The sequence below is a fragment of the Rhodococcus sp. KRD197 genome (genome assembly GCF_017168235.1).
Taxonomy (GTDB): Bacteria; Actinomycetota; Actinomycetes; order Mycobacteriales; family Mycobacteriaceae; genus Rhodococcoides.
On sequence record NZ_JABFAO010000003.1, the window covers coordinates 59286 to 77114 of the forward strand.

The window sequence follows — 17829 nt, forward strand, 5'->3', positions numbered from 1 at the left end:
CCTCCGGCCGTGGCCGGTGGACCCGAGCTGCTAACCGCTGACGACGTGCTCCTAGCCGAGGGCGAGGCCCTCCCCGTCCGGGGAGACATTGACCGAGACGGTGTCGCCGTCGCGCACCTCGCCGGCCAGCAGTAGCTTCGCGAGTTGATCGCCGATCGCCTGCTGAATCAACCTGCGGAGCGGCCGCGCACCGTACATCGGATCGTATCCACGGACCGCGAGCCACATTTTCGCCGGCGCCGACACGTCCAGTGTGAGCCTGCGCGCCGCAAGCCGCGTGGAGAGCAGCCCCAGCTGGATGTCGACGATCGATTCCAACTGATCCTCGGAGAGCGAGTCGAACACCACGACGTCGTCGAGGCGGTTGACGAACTCGGGCTTGAACGCCCTGCGCACCGCATCCATCACCTCGTCCTTGGTGCCACCGGAACCGAGGTTGGAGGTCAGGATCAAGATGGTGTTTCGGAAGTCGACCGTGCGACCCTGACCGTCGGTCAGCCTGCCTTCGTCGAGCACCGCGAGCAGGATGTCGAAAACGTCGGGGTGCGCCTTCTCCACCTCGTCGAACAGCACCACGGTGTACGGACGACGACGCACGGCCTCGGTGAGCTGGCCGCCCGCCTCGTAGCCGACGTAGCCCGGAGGGGCACCGACCAGCCTGGCGACGGCATGCTTCTCGCTGTACTCGCTCATGTCGATGCGCACCATGGCGCGCTCGTCGTCGAACAGGAAGTCCGCGAGCGATTTCGCGAGTTCCGTCTTTCCGACGCCGGTGGGACCGAGGAACAGGAACGAGCCTGTCGGGCGATTCGGATCGGCGACGCCGGCGCGGGCCCGCCGCACGGCATCGGACACCGCTTGCACGGCGTCGCGTTGCCCGATGACTCGCTTGCCCAGCTCGTCTTCCATGCGAAGCAACTTGGCGGTTTCGCCTTCGAGCATTCGACCCGCCGGAATACCTGTCCAGGCCGCCACTACATCGGCGACGTCGTCCGGTCCGACTTCCTCCTTGAGCATCACCTCGCCCTGTGCGGAGCTGTCGTCGGTCTTCTGCGCCAGTTCTTTCTCCAGCGCAGGGATGCGGCCGTACCTGAGTTCGGCTGCCTTGCCGAGATCGCCGTCGCGCTCTGCCCGCTCGGATTCACCCCTCAGGTTCTCGAGCTGCTCCTTGAGGACACGCACCGAGTCGATGGCGTTCTTCTCGTTCTGCCAGCGAGTGCTCAGTTGCGCGAGCTTCTCCTGACCATCGGCCAACTCTGCGCGAAGCTTGTCCAGGCGTGCTTTCGACGCGTCATCGGTTTCCTTCTGGAGCGCCATCTCCTCGATCTCGAGGCGTCGAACCGCACGCTCGACCTCGTCTACCTCCACCGGACGTGAGTCGATTTCCATGCGCAGCCGCGACGCAGCCTCGTCGACGAGGTCGATTGCCTTGTCCGGCAGGAAACGCGAGGTGATGTAGCGGTCGGACAGGGTGGCCGCCGACACCAGAGCAGAGTCGGTGATCCGGACGCCGTGGTGGACCTCGTAACGCTCCTTGAGCCCGCGCAGGATGCCGACGGTGTCCTCGACCGACGGTTCACCGACGTAGACCTGCTGGAACCGACGCTCGAGTGCCGCATCCTTCTCGATGTACTTGCGGTACTCCTCCAGCGTGGTGGCACCGACGAGCCGCAGCTCCCCGCGCGCCAGCATCGGCTTGATCATGTTGCCCGCGTCCATCGCGGACTCACCTGTGGCACCGGCACCGACGATGGTGTGCACCTCGTCGATGAATGTGATGACCTGCCCAGCGGAGTTCTTGATGTCGTCCAGGACGGCCTTGAGGCGTTCTTCGAACTCGCCCCGATACTTCGCACCGGCGACCATCGAACCGAGGTCGAGGGAGATCACGGTCTTCCCACGCAGGCTCTCCGGCACGTCACCGGCGATGATGCGTTGCGCAAGACCCTCGACGATGGCAGTTTTGCCGACGCCGGGCTCACCGATGAGCACAGGGTTGTTCTTGGTTCGCCGTGACAGGACCTGCACCACGCGACGAATTTCGGTGTCGCGGCCGATCACTGGGTCGAGCTCGCCCTCGCGAGCACGGGCAGTCAAGTCGGTGCTGTACTTCTCGAGGGCTTGATACGTGCTCTCGGGATCGGCACTGGTGACGCGGGCGCTGCCACGCACCGTCTGGAAGGCGTCACGTAGATCGTTGGGGCCGGCGCCACGGGAGGTCAAGAGCTTGGCGACGTCACTGTCTCCAGTCGCGAGGCCGACCATGAGGTGTTCGGTGGAGACGTACTCGTCATCGAGTTCGGTGGCGAGACTCTGCGCTGCAGTGATGGCCGCGAGCGCCTCTCGGCCGAGCTGTGGAGTGGTGGTCGATCCAGTAGCAGAAGGTAGGCGGTCGACCAGGGACTGCGCTTCACCGCGAATCGTCGCCGGATCGACGCCGACCGCCTTCAGCAGGGGGGAGGCGATGCCGTCGGTCTGATCGAGCAACGCCACCAACAAGTGCGCCGGACGGATGTCCGGGTTTCCGGCCGAGGATGCGGCCTGCAGGGCTGCGCTGAGCGCCGCCTGCGTCTTCGTGGTGGGGGTGAAACTGTCCACCGTTCACCTACTTTCTGTTCGAGTTTCTGTGAACTGTCACTCCATGCAACGATACTGAAGTTGAGTCTGTTCCGCTCAACTTGAACAAAAGGAAAATTCTTCGGTGGCCAGCGTCAAGCAAACGGGATACTCTCGGACGGTCTACTTTGGAACCGTCTAGCCGCGGCGGAGGCTGATTCATGCTCGATGAGCGAACAATCTCCCTGGTTCGTGCGGGTTTCAAGTCCGTCCTGGCAGCCGAAGATGGACCGGCAATTCTCGCGCGATCGTTCTACGCGCACCTCTTCGTCGAGCATCCCGAGTTCCGCACCCTCTTTCCGGCTTCGATGGATCAGCAGCGCGAGCACTTCGTACGAGCACTCGCGTACGTCTTCGACAACCTGAACAACGACGATCGGGTCGAACCGTTCCTGCAGCAACTGGGCCGTGATCACCGAAAGCACGGCGTGAACGGCTCGCATTTCCGAGCCGGTGGTTCCGCGCTGATCTCTGCGTTCCGCAATTTCGCGGGCAACGAACTGTGGACGGACGAGGTCGAGGCTGCATGGCACGAGACTCTGGCATGCATCACCGACAACATGGCTGTCGCAGCCGACTCCGACGAACTGCCGCCGTACTGGGGTGCGACCATCGTCGAGCATCACCGCGTCCTCGACGACCTGGCGATCATCAGGCTGCAACTCGACGAGGGCATCCACTATTTCCCGGGCCAGTACGTCAGTGTGCAGATTCCACAACGACCCAAGTTGTGGCGGTACCTCTCACCCGCCATCCCGTGCAACGCGCAAGGTGAGATCGAGTTTCACGTCCGACGCGTGTCGGGCGGTTGGGTCAGTCCAGCGATGGTCGCAGAATCCGTGGTCGGTGATCGCTGGGCGATCAGTCCCCCGCTGGGCGGGCTGCATATCGACCGGAACATCTCCGAGGACGTGCTCATGATCGCCAGTGGCACGGGGTTGGCACCGCTGCGGGCACAGATCATGGACATGGCCCGACGCAGTAGGAACCCCCGGGTGCATCTGTTCATGAGCGGCACCTACCCATGCGATCTGTACGACGCGCACACACTGTGGCAACTGTCGCTGTCGAATCCATGGCTGACGGTGGTTCCGGTCACCGACGAGGATGAAAACCCTTGGTGGCACACGGACCCGACGCCCGAGCTGCCGTACGGAATGCACCAACGACTGCACGGGTCCGTCGGAAAGGTTGTCACGAGATTCGGATCGTGGGCGGACCGACAGATTCAGATCTGCGGATCACCGTCGATGGTGCGGACGACGCTGTACGCCCTGCGCAAGGTGGGGACGCCGATGTCGCACGTACAACACGATCCACTGTAGGCAGCTCCGCTGCATGTGAGTGGAAATACGTGTCCCACTATGCATTTCCACTCACATGCGCGTCAGCGCCTAAATATTCGCGCGACCCTGCCAGTACGGGTCGCGGAGCTTGCGCTTGTACAGTTTTCCGTTGGGATCGCGCGGAAGCTCGTCGACGTACTCCACCGATCTCGGGAGCTTGAACTTCGCCAGCCGCTCGCGGGCGAATGCGAGGAGCTCCTCGGTGAGGGCCTCGGACGGCTCGATCCCCACCTCCGGTTGCACGACCGCCTTGATCTCCTCGCCCCAATCGACATGCGGCACACCGAAGACCGCCACATCGGCGACTTTCGGGTGCGTGACCAGCTCGCCCTCGATCTCTGCCGGATAGATGTTGACGCCGCCGGAGATGATCATGTCCGATTTGCGATCGCAGAGGAACAGATAGCCGTCCTCGTCGAGATAGCCGATGTCACCGAGGGTGAACATATCTCCGACGCGTGACTCCTCCGTCTTCTTCTTGTCGTGGTGATACTCGAAACTCGATCCGCCCATACGCATGTACACCTGGCCGGGTTCACCGACCGGAAGTTCGTTCCCGTCGTCGCCGAGCACGGTGACGACCGAATTGGGCCACGCGGTGCCGACCGAACCGGGTTTGCGTAGCCACTCCTCGCCGGAGATCACGGTGCCGCCGCCCTCGGTTGCCGCGTAGTACTCGGTGACAACCGGACCCCACCAGTGAAGCATTCGTCGTTTGACTTCCTTCGGACACGGAGCTGCACCGTGAATCATCACTCTCAGCGAGGAGACGTCGTACTTGCTTCGAACATCTTCCGGAAGCGCGAGAAGTCGGTGAAATTGCGTCGGAACCATGTGACTGTGTGTCACTCGGTGACGCTCGATCAATGCCAGCATCTCCTCCGGATCCCAACGATCCATCAGAACTACTTTGTGCCCCACTTGAATCGAGATGGCGACGAAGTTCAGCACCGCCGTGTGGTAGAGCGGAGACCCGCAGATGTGCACATGATCGTCGAAGGGCCGGATCCCGAAGATCGAGAAGAAGCCACTCGACGCCAGCGGTACCTGGTCGGGGTCGGCGCCGGTCAACGGACGCCGGACACCCTTCGGTTTGCCCGTCGTCCCGGAGGTGTAGAGCATGGGTCCACCGGCTGTGCGGATCTCGGGACGCTCGTCCGAGGTGCCGAGGTCGCGCAGCGGGGTGAAGCCGTCGATCTCACCGACGGAGTACCTGTTCGCGACGCCCGATTCGTCAGCAGCCTGACGGGCCGCCGCACTGAAACGACTCGAAGCGACAAAGGCTTTGGCGTCGCTGTCCTTCAGAATGTATGCAACCTCAGGGCCGGTCAGGTGCCAGTTGACCGCCACGATGTACAGGCCGGTTTGATACGCGGCGAAGTAGAACGCAACGAGGTCGGCACTGTTGTGCAGCATCATCACGACGCTGTCGCCGGGCCGTAGTCCCAACTCTTGCAGGCCCCGGCCGTACCTGTTGGCCTCGGAAACGAGTTGGCCGTACGTTCGGCTCTCGCCACCCGGATCCACGAGCGCGATTCGGTCGGGTTCCTCGGCTGCGATATTCCAGAGTCCACCGGTGCGTGTCTCAGTCTTCTGCTCGACCGTCATGGCCATCAATCTAGAACGTGTTCTACCGGTTCAGCAAGGCCCCCAGCTCGGCGACGCGCGACGGGGTGTGCGCAGTGACCAACAACATCGTCACCCCGGCATCACTCCAACGCTTCACCTCGCTGCGCACATGATCCTCGTCGCCGATGATCATCGTCTCGGCCACCATCTCGTCGGGGACCACCGCCGCGGCGTCGTCCTTGCGGCCGGCCCGGAACAGCCGCCCGATCTCCTCGACCTCGGGGCCGTAGCCCATTCTCCGGTAGACCTGCGCGTGGAAGTTCTCACTCGGCGCCCCCATTCCGCCCACGTACAACGCAATCGTCGGCTTGAGCTGGGCGATCGCTGCCGCACGGTTGTCGGTGACGACCACCTGACACGTGGCCGCGATCTCGAAATCCTTCCGCGAACGACGCGCACCCGCGCGCGCGAAGCCCTCGTCGAGCCACTCGCCGTACATCGGCGCCAGCCGCGGCGAGTAGTAGATCGCGAGCCAGCCGTCGGCGATCTCAGCGGCCAGCGCCACGTTCTTCGGTCCCTCGGCGCCCAGCCAGATCGGCAGGTCCGCGCGCAAGGGGTGGGTGATCGGCTTGAGCGCCTTACCGAGCCCGGTGCCTCCCGCGGGCAGCGGATAGTGCGGCCCGGAGCTGGTCACCGGCCCCTCCCGAGCCAGCACCTGACGCACGATGTCGACGTATTCGCGGGTACGAGCGAGCGGTTTCGCGAACGGGGTGCCGTACCACCCCTCCACCACCTGAGGCCCCGACACTCCCAGCCCCAGTACCGCCCGACCGTCGCTCAGGTGGTCGAGCGTCAACGCATGCATGGCGCAGCTGGTGGGGGTGCGCGCAGACAGCTGCGCCACCGACGTACCCAGTCGAACCTTCGAGGTTCGCGAACCCCACCACGCGAGCGGAGTGAACGCGTCCGAGCCCCAGGATTCGGCCGCGAAGATCGCATCGAAGCCCGCCGCCTCGGCCGCGTCGACCAGTTCTCCGGTTCCCTCCGGAGGCTGCGCACCCCAGTATCCGAGCTGCAAACCGAGCTTCATGAAGGCGCCTTCCGTCGTCGTGGTCTTGCCACCATAATAAGAACCTGTTCTACTGAAATTGTGACTATGGTGAATACACCACTCAGCGCACCTCTGAACAACGCCTTCGATTACACCCGATCTGTCGGGCCGACCATCGGGGCGTTCTTGACGGGCCTGCGCCGCAAACAGCTGACCGGCGGACGCGGAAGCGACGGACGTGTGTACGTCCCGCCACCCGAATACGATTCGGTCACAAAGGAACCCATCACCGAGTTCGTCGACGTCGGATCCTCCGGCACGGTGCTCTCGTGGTCGTGGGTTCCGAATCCGTACGACGGGCAACCCCTCGATCATCCCTTCGCCTTCGCGTTGATCCAGCTCGACGGAGCGGACACCGCGATACTGCATGCCGTCGACGCCGGTTCGTCGACAAACATGGCGACGGGAATGCGCGTCCATGCCCGATGGGCGGAGGATCGCGTCGGGGACATCCACGACATCGAGTGCTTCGAACCCGGAGAGGGCGACGACCAGCCTCACTCCACCGGCGATCCCGGCGCCGACGCCGTCACGATGATCACCACCCCGGTCCGACTGGAATACACGCACTCCGCCTCGGCCGAGGAGAGCTACTACCTGCGAGGGCTCGCCGAGGGCCGAATTCTCGGCGGTCGCACCGACTCCGACGGCAAGGTCTACGTGCCCCCGCGCGGCGCGAGCCCCACTGATGGTCGCCCGACCACCGAGCAGGTCGAGCTGCCGGACCGGGGCATCGTCACCACCTACTGCATCGTGAACGTGCCGTTCCTCGGGCAACGCATCACACCTCCGTACATCGCGGCATACGTGCTGCTCGACGGCGCCGACATCGCGTTTCTGCATCTGATCCTCGAATGCGATCCCGCGGATGTACGCATGGGCATGCGGGTCGAGGCGAAGTGGAAGCCCCGCGAAGAGTGGGGCTACACACTCGAGAACATCGAGTACTTCCGCCCGACGGGTGAGCCCGACGCCGAGTACGACTCCTACAAGCATCACCTCTGAGAGGCGAAGATGACCGATATCGCAGTGGTGGGCTTCGCCCAGGCGCCGAACGTCGCCGAAACCGCAGGTACCACCAACGGCGTCGAAATGCTGGTGCCGTGTTTTGCGCAACTGTATGCCGAACTCGGCATCACCAAGTCCGACATCGGATTCTGGTGCTCTGGTTCCTCCGACTATCTTGCTGGGCGGGCGTTCTCCTTCATCTCGGCGATCGACGCCATCGGCGCCGTCCCCCCGATCAACGAGTCCCACGTCGAGATGGACGCCGCCTGGGCGTTCTACGAGGCGTGGATCAAACTGATGACAGGCGAGGTGGACACCGCGCTGGTCTACGGCTTCGGCAAGTCCTCCGCCGGCACGCTCGCGAAGGTGCTGGCGATGCAGCTGGACCCCTACCTTGTCGCACCACTCTGGCCGGATGCCGTGTCACTGGCTGGAATACAGGCACGCGCCGGTATCGACGCCGGGAAATGGGACGAGCGAGCGATGGCCGAAGTCGCGGTCCGAAACCGATCGAACGCGCATCCGCTGGCCCAACTGTCCGACCCGCTCGAACTCGAGTCCATTCTGCGCTCGGACTACATCGCCGATCCCCTGCGCGCGCACGATTGCGCGCCGGTCACCGACGGGGCGTCGGCGATCGTTCTCGCCGCAGGCGACCGCGCACGGTCGCTTCGAGAGCGCCCGGCGTGGATCACCGGCATCGAACACCTCGTCGACTCCCCCAACATCGGTGCCCGCGATCTCACGAGCGCACCGTCGGCCTACAACGCGGCGCTGAAGGCCTCGGGCGGCGACCTGGCGAGCATCTCGGCCGCAGAACTACACGCACCGTTCACGCATCAGGAGCTGATTCTGTCGCAGTGGCTTCCAAGTGAGGCGACGATCAATCCATCCGGCGGCCCACTCGTCGGGAATCCGATGTTCTCGGCGGGGCTCGAACGCATCGGCCACGCCGCCACCCGAATATTCGACGGTTCGGACTCTCGCGTCCTCGCGCATGCCACCAGCGGGCCTCTGCTGCAACAGAATCTCGTCGCGGTCATGGAGGGCAGATAGGTGAGCAAGAACCCAGCCGCAGTCATCGGCACCGGGCAGACGCACTACGTCGCCAAGCGTCACGACGTGTCGATGTCCGGAATGCTTCGTGAGGCGATCGACCGGGCGATGCTCGATGCGGAGGTCACCTGGGACGACATCGACGCGGTCGTTGTCGGCAAGGCCCCAGACCTGTTCGAGGGCGTGATGATGCCGGAGCTGTTCATGGCGGACGCCATCGGCGCCACCGGAAAACCGCTGCTCCGCGTACACACAGCCGGTTCTGTCGGCGGTTCCACCGCCGTGGTCGCGAGTTCTCTCGTCACCTCGGGAGTGCATCGTCGGGTGCTTGCGGTGGCGTGGGAGAAGCAGTCCGAGAGCAATGCGATGTGGGCGCTGTCGATTCCGGTGCCGTTCAACATGCCGGTCGGAGCCGGTGCGGGCGGCTACTTTGCGCCGCACGTCCGCTCCTACATCCGACGCTCCAACGCGCCCGAGCACATCGGGGCGATGGTTGCCGTCAAGGACCGCCTCAACGGCAGCAAGAACCCGTACGCGCACCTGAAACAACCGGATATCACGCTCGAATCGGTGCAGGCCTCGCAGATGCTGTGGGACCCGATCCGATACGACGAGACCTGCCCGTCCTCCGACGGTGCCTGCGCGGTCGTCATCGGCGACGAGGACACCGCCCGCGCCCGAGAAGCCGACGGCAAGACCGTCGCCTGGATTCATGCCACCGCCATGCGGACCGAGCCGACCACGTTCTCGGGCAGGGACCAGGTCAACCCGCAGGCCGGTCGAGATGCCGCTGCCGCCCTGTGGAAGTCGGCCGGTATCAGTGACCCGCTCACCGAGATCGACGTCGCCGAGATCTATGTACCCTTCTCCTGGTTCGAGCCGATGTGGCTCGAAAACCTCGGCTTCATGGCCGAGGGGCAGGGTTGGAAGCTCACCGAGGCCGGTGACACGGCCATCGGGGGCAAACTCCCGGTCAACTGTTCCGGCGGCGTGCTCTGCTCCAACCCGATCGGCGCGTCGGGCATGATCCGATTCGCCGAGGCCGCCATGCAGGTGATGCACCGAGCCGGCGACCATCAGGTGGCCGACGCCAGGAAAGCGCTGGGCCACGCGTACGGCGGCGGCTCCCAGTACTTCTCGATGTGGGTCGTGGGAAGTGAGCAGCCGTGAAGTACACCGTCGGCATCGCGATGACGCCGTTGAACGAGTTGACCACGCTGGCGCAGACGGCGGAGGAGTGCGGCTACTCCTCGATCGCACTCCCGGACTCGCTGTTCTACATGAAGACTCAATCCGCCGACTACCCGTACACCCCCGACGGTTCTCGAATGTGGAACGCAGAGACGCCGTGGGTCGATCCGCTGATCGCTGCAGCCGCGATGGGGGCGGTCACCTCGCGCATCGAGTTCTACACTCAGGTCCTCGAACTGGGGTCCCGCAATCCGGTGCTGCTTGCGCGTCAGGTCGGCTCGGTTGCAGCGATGACGGGCAACCGATTCGGGTTCGGCGTCGGAATAGGTTGGGCACCCGAGGAGTTCGAGTGGTGCGGTGTGCCGTACGCCAAACGCGGCAAGCGTGTCGATGAGATGATCGAGGTCATCAAGCTCATTCTCGGCGGCGGAATGGTCGCCCATCACGGCGAGTTCTACGATTTCGACGATCTGCAGATGAGTCCCGCACCGACCAAGCCCGTTCCCTTCTACGTGGGCGGGCACACCGACGTCGCGCTTCGGCGGGCCGCGCGGGTCGGTGACGGATGGACCTCGGCGATGATCAAGTTCGATGACCTGGTGGCGGTCATCGCGCGACTTCGTGAGCTGCGCGCCGAATACGGTAGAGCGGACGAGCCGTTCGAGATCCAGACCGTGTGCATCGACCGATTCGGGCGGGACGGCTACGCGGAACTCGAGGACGCCGGCGTCACCGACATCATCACGGTGCCGTGGATCTTCGACGGAATCGGCTTCGACGGCCCGCTCGCGGACAAGCAGGATTCTCTGCGGAAGTTCGCCGACAAGTACCTTTAGGCACTGAAGCGCATGTGCGCGGAAATACATAGCAGGCTATGTATTTCCGCGCACATGCGCTTCAGTGCCTAACCGGGCATCCACCCGTGTAATCGACCTGGAATTCCTTGACCCCGTTGATCCATCCCGATCGCAAGCGACGAGGATCGCCGAGCTTGGAAATATCCGGAATATGGTCGGCGATCGCGTTGAACATCAGGTCGATCTCCATCCGAGCAAGATTGGCACCGATGCAGTAGTGCGCGCCGTGGCCACCGAAACCGACGTGCGGGTTGGGGTCTCGCATGATGTCGAACTCGAGCGGGTTCTCGAAGACGTCTTCGTCGAAGTTCGCGGAGCCGTAGAACATCGCCACACGATCGCCGGCCTTGATCGTCGTACCGTTCAGATCGAAGTCCTCCTTGGCGGTGCGCTGGAAAGCGACGATCGGCGACGCGTAGCGGACGATCTCGTCGGCGGTGGTTTCCGGACGTTCCTTCTTGTACAGCTCCCACTGATCCGGATTCTCCATGAACGCCGCCATCCCGTGGGTGATCGCGTTGCGAGTGGTTTCGTTGCCCGCGACTGCCAGAATGATGACGAAGAAGCCGAACTCCTCCGGCGCCATGTGATCGCCGTCGATGTCGGCGTTGATGAGCTTGGTGATGATGTCGTCCTTCGGACACTTCCGGCGCTCGTCGGCCATCTGGTACGCGTACCCCAGGACCTGGGTCGACGCCTCCACCGGATCGATATCGAACTCCGGGTCGTCATAGGACGTCATCTCGTTCGACCAGTCGAAGATCTTCCTCCGGTCTTCCTGGGGAATCCCGATGAGATCGGCGATCGCCTGCAACGGGAGTTCCGAGGCGATCTCGGTGACGAAGTCACCGGTCGGATTCTCGGCCGCCCTCTTCACAATTTCGTTCGCACGCCGCTCCAGCTCGTCACGCAGGCCGTTGATCGACTTGGGCGTGAATCCCTTGGACACGAGCTTGCGCGTCTTGGTGTGCTGCGGCGCATCCTGATTGAGCATCACGAACCGTTGCAGTTCGATCTGTTCACGAGTGATGTCGTCGTTGAAGCGCGGTAGCGCGGTGTTCTCGTAGCTCGAGAACACATCGCTCCGTTTCGAGATCTCCTTGATGTCTGCGTGCTTGGTCACGACCCAGTAGCCCTCGTCGTGGAATCCGCCTACGGTCGGCGGCTGCGGGCACCACCAGATCGGCGCAGTCTTGCGCAGCTCGGCGAACTCTTGCACGGGTATGCGCTGTTCATAGATGTCCGGATCTGTCGGATCGAAGCCCTCGGGAAGTTGTGGACGAGCGAGGTCCGGTCGTACGTCTGTCACTGCAGTCTCCTGATGGTTCCTCGGTCACTCCGCAGCCTGCACCGCTGGATTGTCCGCAGGGCTGCGCTTAAGTGAAACACGTTCTAGATTTATTCAAACACAACCCTGCTGTGCAAGGAAGAAGATCGCTTGCCATATTTCAAGAACGTGTTCTACTTTTCACACGAGTAGAAAGGAGCCCACCGTGGGCAATCCCGTAATCGTCGAGGCAGTGCGCACCCCCATCGGCAAGCGAGGAGGGTGGCTCTCCGGACTGCACGCGGCCGAATTACTCGGCCTCGCCCAGCACGGCGCGCTGGACCGCCTGGGTCTCGACCCGGCAATGATCGAGCAGGTCATCGGCGGATGCGTCACGCAAGCAGGCGAGCAGTCGAACAACATCACGCGCACGGCGTGGCTACACGCCGGACTACCCTGGCAGAGCGGATGCACCACTGTCGACGCACAATGCGGGTCGGCTCAGCAGGCCACCCACCTCGTGGCGGGTCTGATCTCGATCGGGGCGATCGACGCCGGAATGGCATGTGGCGTCGAGGCGATGAGTCGAGTTCCCCTGGGCGCGAACGTCGGCGACAACGCAGGGTCGAGACGTCCGGACTCCTGGGAGATCGACCTTCCCAATCAGTTCGAGGCGGCCGAGCGGATCGCGCGACGGCGCGGCCTCTCTCGAAGCGATCTCGAAACCCTCGGTGTCCGGTCGCAGGCAGCGGCCAAGCGCGCGTGGGAGGAGGGGCGCTTCGACCGCGAAACGTTGCAGGTACGAATCGGGGACGACGTAGTCACGCGAGATCAGGGACTGCGTGACACCACTGCCGAATCCCTGGCCAAGCTCAAGCCGGTCATCGAGGGCGGGCTGCACACCGCGGGCACGTCCTCACAGATTTCCGACGGCGCCGCCGCGGTCATCGTCATGGACGAGGAGCGGGCCCGAGAACTCGGCTTCACCCCACGTGCACGCATCGTTTCGCAGTGCCTCGTCGGCGCCGAAACCGAGTTCCATCTCGACGGGCCGGTGCAGGCGACCACACGGGTGCTCGAACGCAGCGGCATGAAGATGGGCGATCTCGACCTGTTCGAGATCAACGAGGCGTTCGCCTCGGTTCCCTTGTCGTGGGCGTCGGTACACGAGCCCGACATGGACAAGGTCAACGTCAACGGGGGCGCGCTTGCGCTCGGCCATCCGGTCGGAAGTACTGGCGCACGGCTGATCACAACCGCCCTGCACGAACTCGAACGCCGCGACGGGTCCACCGCACTGATCACGATGTGCGCGGGGGGCGCCCTGTCCACGGGAACGATCATCGAACGAATCAGCTGAGTCGGATCACCTGGTCCGGATCAGCTGGGCCGGATCAGCCCTTGGCAGCGATGCGGGCCCGAACCTCGGGGCGGCGCAGCGGCGGCACCGTGGGCGGCGGCTGACGTCGCTCCGGCAGGGCGTCCAGGAGACGATGGGTCGTGGCGGTCACTTCGGCGACGGCGGTCTCGAAGGCGTCGCGAGTGGCGTCGGACGCCTTCTGGACGCCGCTGATCTTGCGTACGTACTGGCGCGCCGCGGCCTCGATCTCCTCGTCGGTCGCGTGCGGTTCGAGCCCGCGCAGCGTGGTGATGTTTCGGCACATGCAGATCACGATAGTCCTCGGTCAGATCCGTAGCAGCCCTTCGAGTGCACCCATGCACAGGCGCTTGACATCGCTTTCTGTGATCGTTTTGCGGTCAAGCCAATCCAGGCACACCGTCCGTACGAACGACACCCATCCTCGCAGTGCAGTCTTGGTCACCTCGTCGTCACGCACCTCCGCGGGCAGCGCCGCGAGAATACGTTCCTGCTGGATGTCGAGCTCGGCCGTCAGGATCGACTGGATCTCCGCGTCCCCCAGCATTGCGCCGCGATTGATGGCGCGAACACCGTGCTCGTGTTCTACCGAATATCGAAAGTAGGCATCGAGTCCCGCCGCAACCTGCTCGGCGACGGGCAGCGAGGTATCGGGTGCGGTGATCTCGAGTATGCGGGCGGACTCGACCTTCAGTATCTCGGCGAAGAAGTCTCGCTTCGACGAGAAGTAGTGGTACATGAGCCCCCGGGAGACACCCGCGAGGTCGGCGACCTCCTCGATCCACACCTCGTCGTAGGGCCTGTCCGCGAACAGCCGTGACCCGATGTCGAGCAACTGTTTCCTGCGCTGAACCGGGGTGAGCCGTCTGCGCGGACTGATCGTTTCCGCATGCTCCACGCCAGTCAGACTACTTGACACCGGTTCAGTAAGGAGTAGGTTCGCTATTGCATCCCAGTTCAGTAACAAGCGAAGAGGTCGCCATGGTCGCCGACATCGCAACACGCCCACCCGCACTCCCCCATCCGCCGAGGCGAGTGCCCTTCATCGGTGATGTCGTGGGCGTCCACGCGTCGACCCCGGTCCAGGACTCGATAGCCCTCGCCGAGACACTCGGCCCGATCTTCGAGCGCGTGGTGATGGGCCGACAATTCGTCATCGTCGCCGGCGCCGACCTCGCCGGCGAGCTGTGCGACGAGAACCGGTTCGTCAAGCACGTCGCCCCGGCGGTCGAAGGACTCCGGTCTGTCGGCGGGGACGGCCTGTTCACCGCCTACTCCCACGAACCCAACTGGCGCAAAGCCCACGACCTGCTCCGGCCCGCGTTCACCGCAAGCGCGATGCGTAGCTATCACGACATCATGGTGTCGGTCGCCTCGGAACTCGTCACCCGATGGCAGTCGCGATCGACCGTCGACGTCTCCGCCGACATGACGAAGCTGACCCTCGAGACCATCGGCCGCACCGGCTTCAGCTACACCTTCGACTCCTTCACCCGCGAAAAACCGCACCCCTTCGTCGACGCCATGGTGGGCGTCCTGAGCCACAATCAGCGCCGTGAACTCTTCCCCATACCGTGGCTCGCGAACGTGGTCTACCGTCGAGCGGACCGCAAGAACGACAAGAACCAGCGCTACCTCGCCGAAATCCTCGACGACATCATCCGCACCCGGCGCGATGAAGAAACGGGCTCCACTCCCGGCCTGACGGATCTGCTCGACATCATGCTCGATGCCGCCCGCGACGCGGACAACCCGAATGCCCTCAGCGAGATCAACATTCGGCACCAGATTCTGACGTTCCTCATCGCCGGACACGAAACCACATCGGGTGCGCTCTCGTTCGCGCTCTACTACCTCGCACACAACCCCGACATCATGGCGGCCGCTCGCGCCGAAGTCGATGAGGTGTGGGGATCCGAGTCACCGACTTTCCAGCAGGTTCCCAAACTGAGGCTGGTGCGCCGCGTCCTCGACGAAGCTCTGCGACTATGGCCGACCGCGCCGGCATTCGCCAGAGAGGCACGTGAGGACACCGTCATCGGGGGAAACTACGAGATGAAGAAGGGCGACTGGGCGCTCGTGCTCATCCCTGGATTGCACCGCGATCCGGTATGGGGTGAGGACACCGATCGATTCGATCCGGACCGCTTCCTCTCGGCCAACGTTCGACCACGGCCGGGGCACGTCTACAAGCCGTGGGGCACCGGAGAACGCGCGTGCATCGGAAGACAATTCGCCATCCATGAAGCCGTTCTGGTTCTCGGGACGATCCTTCAACGCTTCGAGTTCCGTGCCGACCCGGCGTACCAGCTGAAGATCGAGGAACGCCTGACGCTGATGCCGAAGAACTTCGAGCTGCAGATTTCAGTCCGGCAATAGCGGGACCGACAGGCCCGAGTTCCGGCCCAGCAGCACGCCCCTCGTCAACGCCTTCTTCCCGAACTTGCTGTGGACACCGTCGAGGGCGAGGTCGAGTGCAGACGCACTCGGTGCGTCCTGTTCCTTCTCGAATTGCAGCTCGAGTTGTTCGGCGCCGCTGCGCTCGATGTTGGCAACAGTGACTCCGACCAGCGTGATTCCCTGCTCCGCGATCAACGATGCGGCCTCGCGCAGCAGGGCAAGCGCGGCGTCGAGAATGTCCTGGGTGTCAGCGGTTGCGCGAGTCAGCGTGTGCGAGCGCGTGATCTTGGTGAAATCGGCGAACCGTAGCCGAAGCACCACCGTCCGCCCCGTCCGATCCGCCGCTCGCATCCGCTGGGTCACCCGATCCACCAGCGCGATCAGCGAGACCTCCACATCTTTGGGCGACGTCGGTCCGCGGCCGAGGGCGTGCTGGGCACCGATCGAGCTACGGCCGCGGTACGTCTGCACCTGCCGGGGATCGCGGTTGTTCGCCAGCGAGTAGAGATGATGCCCCGCGCCCTTTCCCAGAATCGCCACGATGGACGCCTCGGTCTGCGCGGCGATGTCGCCAACGGTTCGAATGTCGAAGGCATGCAATTTCTCGGCAGTCACCTTGCCGACTCCCCACAGCCTTTCGATACCGAGAGGATGAAGAAACTCCAGTTCACGGCCCGGTTCGACGAGCAACAGGCCGTCGGGCTTGCCGACTGCGCTCGCCACTTTCGCAAGGAACTTGGTGCTCGCGATGCCCACCGTGATGGGCAGTCCGACCTGCTCCTTCACCTCCCGGCGAAGCCGCTCGGCCACCTGCACGGGCGTCCCGCGGATCCTACTCAGACCGGTGACGTCGAGGAATGCCTCGTCGACGGAAATACCCTCGACCAACGGGGTGGTGTCACGAAAGATCTCGAAGACGGCTCGGCTGGCCTCGATGTAGGCGTCCATCCTCGGCGGCACGACGATCGCGTGTCGGCACAACGCTCTCGCCTGGGCGCCACTCATCGGGGTACGCACGCCGAACGCCTTCGCCTCGTAGCTGGCCGCGAGCACCACTCCGCCGCCGACGAGCACGGGCTTGCCCCGAAGGCGAGGGTCGTCGCGCTGCTCGACGGACGCGTAGAACGAGTCGAGATCGGCGTGCATGATCACGAGCCTCATGCTCCCACGAGGGTCCGACAGTAATGATGCCTACAACCGTCGGGCGAGGTACTCCGAGCCGCGCGGGGAGAGTTCATAACCCTCGGGCAAGCTTCGCGTGAGCCCGAGGTCTTTGAGCTTGCGGACGTTGCGCTTGAAGACTGCCTTGTCCAACTCGCCACGAAGCGACTCGGCATGCAGGCCGGGATGCTGGTGGATGGCGAGAAGAGTGCGGCGTGTCCATGCGCCGTGGCGGCTCGACTGATCAAGTCGGGCCAGGCGTCGATCGATGTTTGCGCAGTCCTCATCGGTAAGGGCTTCGTCGTCACCGAGATCGACGCGAGTGTCGGGCCCGTCCCACGTCAGCTCGATCTTGAAGACAGGATCGGCGGGGTCGCCCCGGAAGGTCTTGACGAGTTCGTCTTTCGATGCCGCCCCCGCCGCCTGTGCCAGTTGCTCGGTGATGTCTCCAACCGCGATCACCGAGATATCTCCCACTGCGACTACGCCGGCCGTGCTTCGAAATGTGTTGCCTGGCTTCACACGCAGGGTCTTCCAGCGCCGGAAGGCGAGCGAGACACTGCCGTCGGCGACGCCGGCAGCCACTCGGCTCGTGAGTATCATGCGCGCTCCCGTCGACGCCCCTCGACCTTAATAGCGATACTGTATTACGGTACCGATTCGAGTTCTCACTTTCGCGGATCGGCGCAATGGGCGGCGACGGTTGTTGCAGTCGCAGTGGGTATTCCGCCTCTCGTTCGGGTCGGGAAACGTGTCGGACCCATCGCTTACACTCGCAAGTATGTTCGAATCGGGGGATTTCGAGGGTGTTGCCATGGACACCGACGTGTGTGTCGCGGGGATACTCGGCGTGCTCGCGCGCGACGCTT

At 63.9% G+C, this 17829-nt stretch carries 15 protein-coding genes; 7 read left to right on the forward strand and 8 right to left on the reverse strand.

Annotation, left to right across the window (positions count from 1 at the left end; translation table 11 throughout):
* Positions 1 to 51: 51 nt before the first annotated feature.
* Positions 52 to 2598 carry an ATP-dependent chaperone ClpB gene (clpB, locus tag J1M86_RS06005; protein ID WP_206509208.1) on the reverse strand — a complete coding sequence of 849 codons (2547 nt, stop codon included), beginning with the start codon at positions 2596 to 2598 and terminating at the stop codon, positions 52 to 54.
* 179 nt (positions 2599 to 2777) lie between these two features.
* On the opposite strand from clpB, the gene J1M86_RS06010 reads away from it, so the two are divergent.
* On the forward strand, positions 2778 to 3941 hold the full coding sequence (locus tag J1M86_RS06010) for a globin domain-containing protein (protein WP_206509209.1): 1164 nt from the start codon (positions 2778 to 2780) through the stop codon (positions 3939 to 3941).
* A gap of 69 nt (positions 3942 to 4010) precedes the next feature.
* On the opposite strand, the gene J1M86_RS06015 is transcribed toward J1M86_RS06010, so the two are convergent.
* Positions 4011 to 5570, reverse strand: coding sequence for an acyl-CoA synthetase (locus tag J1M86_RS06015; RefSeq protein ID WP_206509210.1), 1560 nt, complete (start codon positions 5568 to 5570; stop codon positions 4011 to 4013).
* Between the two features lie 22 nt (positions 5571 to 5592).
* Complete coding sequence (locus tag J1M86_RS06020; protein ID WP_206509211.1) at positions 5593 to 6621, reverse strand: LLM class F420-dependent oxidoreductase; 1029 nt, start codon at positions 6619 to 6621, stop codon at positions 5593 to 5595.
* A 66-nt stretch (positions 6622 to 6687) separates the two neighbouring features.
* Between J1M86_RS06020 and J1M86_RS06025 the strand changes: the two genes are divergently transcribed.
* From J1M86_RS06025 to J1M86_RS06040, 4 genes are read left to right on the forward strand one after another with little or no spacing between them, the layout of a single operon-like run.
* Positions 6688 to 7647, forward strand: coding sequence for a Zn-ribbon domain-containing OB-fold protein (locus tag J1M86_RS06025; RefSeq protein ID WP_206509212.1), 960 nt, complete (start codon positions 6688 to 6690; stop codon positions 7645 to 7647).
* Positions 7648 to 7656: 9 nt separating this feature from the next.
* A complete protein-coding gene (locus J1M86_RS06030) occupies positions 7657 to 8706 on the forward strand; it encodes a thiolase domain-containing protein (RefSeq protein WP_075838398.1) in 1050 nt (349 codons plus the stop codon).
* On the forward strand, positions 8707 to 9876 hold the full coding sequence (locus J1M86_RS06035) for a thiolase domain-containing protein (protein WP_075838399.1): 1170 nt from the start codon (positions 8707 to 8709) through the stop codon (positions 9874 to 9876).
* Complete coding sequence (locus J1M86_RS06040) at positions 9873 to 10733, forward strand: TIGR03619 family F420-dependent LLM class oxidoreductase (RefSeq protein WP_206509213.1); 861 nt, start codon at positions 9873 to 9875, stop codon at positions 10731 to 10733. The genes J1M86_RS06035 and J1M86_RS06040 overlap by 4 nt, the downstream gene beginning before the upstream one ends.
* A gap of 61 nt (positions 10734 to 10794) precedes the next feature.
* Here the strand turns inward: J1M86_RS06040 and J1M86_RS06045 are convergent, their stop codons facing one another.
* Entirely contained in the window at positions 10795 to 12063 is a 1269-nt protein-coding gene (locus tag J1M86_RS06045) for a cytochrome P450 (protein ID WP_075837185.1), read from the reverse strand.
* 184 nt (positions 12064 to 12247) lie between these two features.
* Between J1M86_RS06045 and J1M86_RS06050 the strand changes: the two genes are divergently transcribed.
* Positions 12248 to 13381: a steroid 3-ketoacyl-CoA thiolase gene (locus J1M86_RS06050; protein WP_075837186.1), complete on the forward strand. Its 1134-nt coding sequence runs from the start codon at positions 12248 to 12250 to the stop codon at positions 13379 to 13381.
* Positions 13382 to 13415: 34 nt separating this feature from the next.
* Here J1M86_RS06050 and J1M86_RS06055 read toward each other — a convergent pair whose 3' ends face one another.
* Together J1M86_RS06055 and J1M86_RS06060 are read right to left on the reverse strand one after the other, a co-directional pair.
* Positions 13416 to 13685 carry a DUF2277 domain-containing protein gene (locus J1M86_RS06055; protein WP_206509214.1) on the reverse strand — a complete coding sequence of 90 codons (270 nt, stop codon included), beginning with the start codon at positions 13683 to 13685 and terminating at the stop codon, positions 13416 to 13418.
* Positions 13686 to 13706: 21 nt separating this feature from the next.
* A complete protein-coding gene (locus tag J1M86_RS06060) occupies positions 13707 to 14297 on the reverse strand; it encodes a TetR/AcrR family transcriptional regulator (protein ID WP_230557502.1) in 591 nt (196 codons plus the stop codon).
* Positions 14298 to 14380: 83 nt separating this feature from the next.
* Here J1M86_RS06060 and J1M86_RS06065 point away from each other — a divergent pair, with 83 nt between their 5' ends.
* A complete protein-coding gene (locus J1M86_RS06065) occupies positions 14381 to 15778 on the forward strand; it encodes a cytochrome P450 (protein ID WP_206509215.1) in 1398 nt (465 codons plus the stop codon).
* Here J1M86_RS06065 and dinB read toward each other — a convergent pair.
* The gene (gene dinB, locus J1M86_RS06070) at positions 15764 to 16960 is read right to left on the reverse strand and encodes a DNA polymerase IV (RefSeq protein ID WP_206509216.1); all 1197 of its coding nucleotides are present in this window, start codon (positions 16958 to 16960) and stop codon (positions 15764 to 15766) included. The two genes, J1M86_RS06065 and dinB, sit on opposite strands and share 15 nt — an antisense overlap.
* A gap of 30 nt (positions 16961 to 16990) precedes the next feature.
* Positions 16991 to 17563 (reverse strand): hypothetical protein, encoded by a 573-nt coding sequence (locus J1M86_RS06075; protein ID WP_206509217.1) that lies wholly within the window; start codon positions 17561 to 17563, stop codon positions 16991 to 16993.
* Positions 17564 to 17829: the final 266 nt, after the last annotated feature.

Excerpts from the sequence above, each read along its gene's own strand:
- J1M86_RS06010 (WP_206509209.1), top strand. The coding sequence starts at position 2,778 with ATGCTCGATGAGCGAACAATCTCCCTGGTTCGTGCGGGTTTCAAGTCC.
- J1M86_RS06015 (WP_206509210.1), bottom strand. The coding sequence starts at position 5,570 with ATGACGGTCGAGCAGAAGACTGAGACACGCACCGGTGGACTCTGGAAT.
- J1M86_RS06020 (WP_206509211.1), bottom strand. The coding sequence starts at position 6,621 with ATGAAGCTCGGTTTGCAGCTCGGATACTGGGGTGCGCAGCCTCCGGAG.
- J1M86_RS06025 (WP_206509212.1), top strand. The coding sequence starts at position 6,688 with ATGGTGAATACACCACTCAGCGCACCTCTGAACAACGCCTTCGATTAC.
- J1M86_RS06030 (WP_075838398.1), top strand. The coding sequence starts at position 7,657 with ATGACCGATATCGCAGTGGTGGGCTTCGCCCAGGCGCCGAACGTCGCC.
- J1M86_RS06055 (WP_206509214.1), bottom strand. The coding sequence starts at position 13,685 with ATGTGCCGAAACATCACCACGCTGCGCGGGCTCGAACCGCACGCGACC.
- J1M86_RS06065 (WP_206509215.1), top strand. The coding sequence starts at position 14,381 with ATGGTCGCCGACATCGCAACACGCCCACCCGCACTCCCCCATCCGCCG.
- dinB (WP_206509216.1), bottom strand. The coding sequence starts at position 16,960 with ATGAGGCTCGTGATCATGCACGCCGATCTCGACTCGTTCTACGCGTCC.
- J1M86_RS06075 (WP_206509217.1), bottom strand. The coding sequence starts at position 17,563 with ATGATACTCACGAGCCGAGTGGCTGCCGGCGTCGCCGACGGCAGTGTC.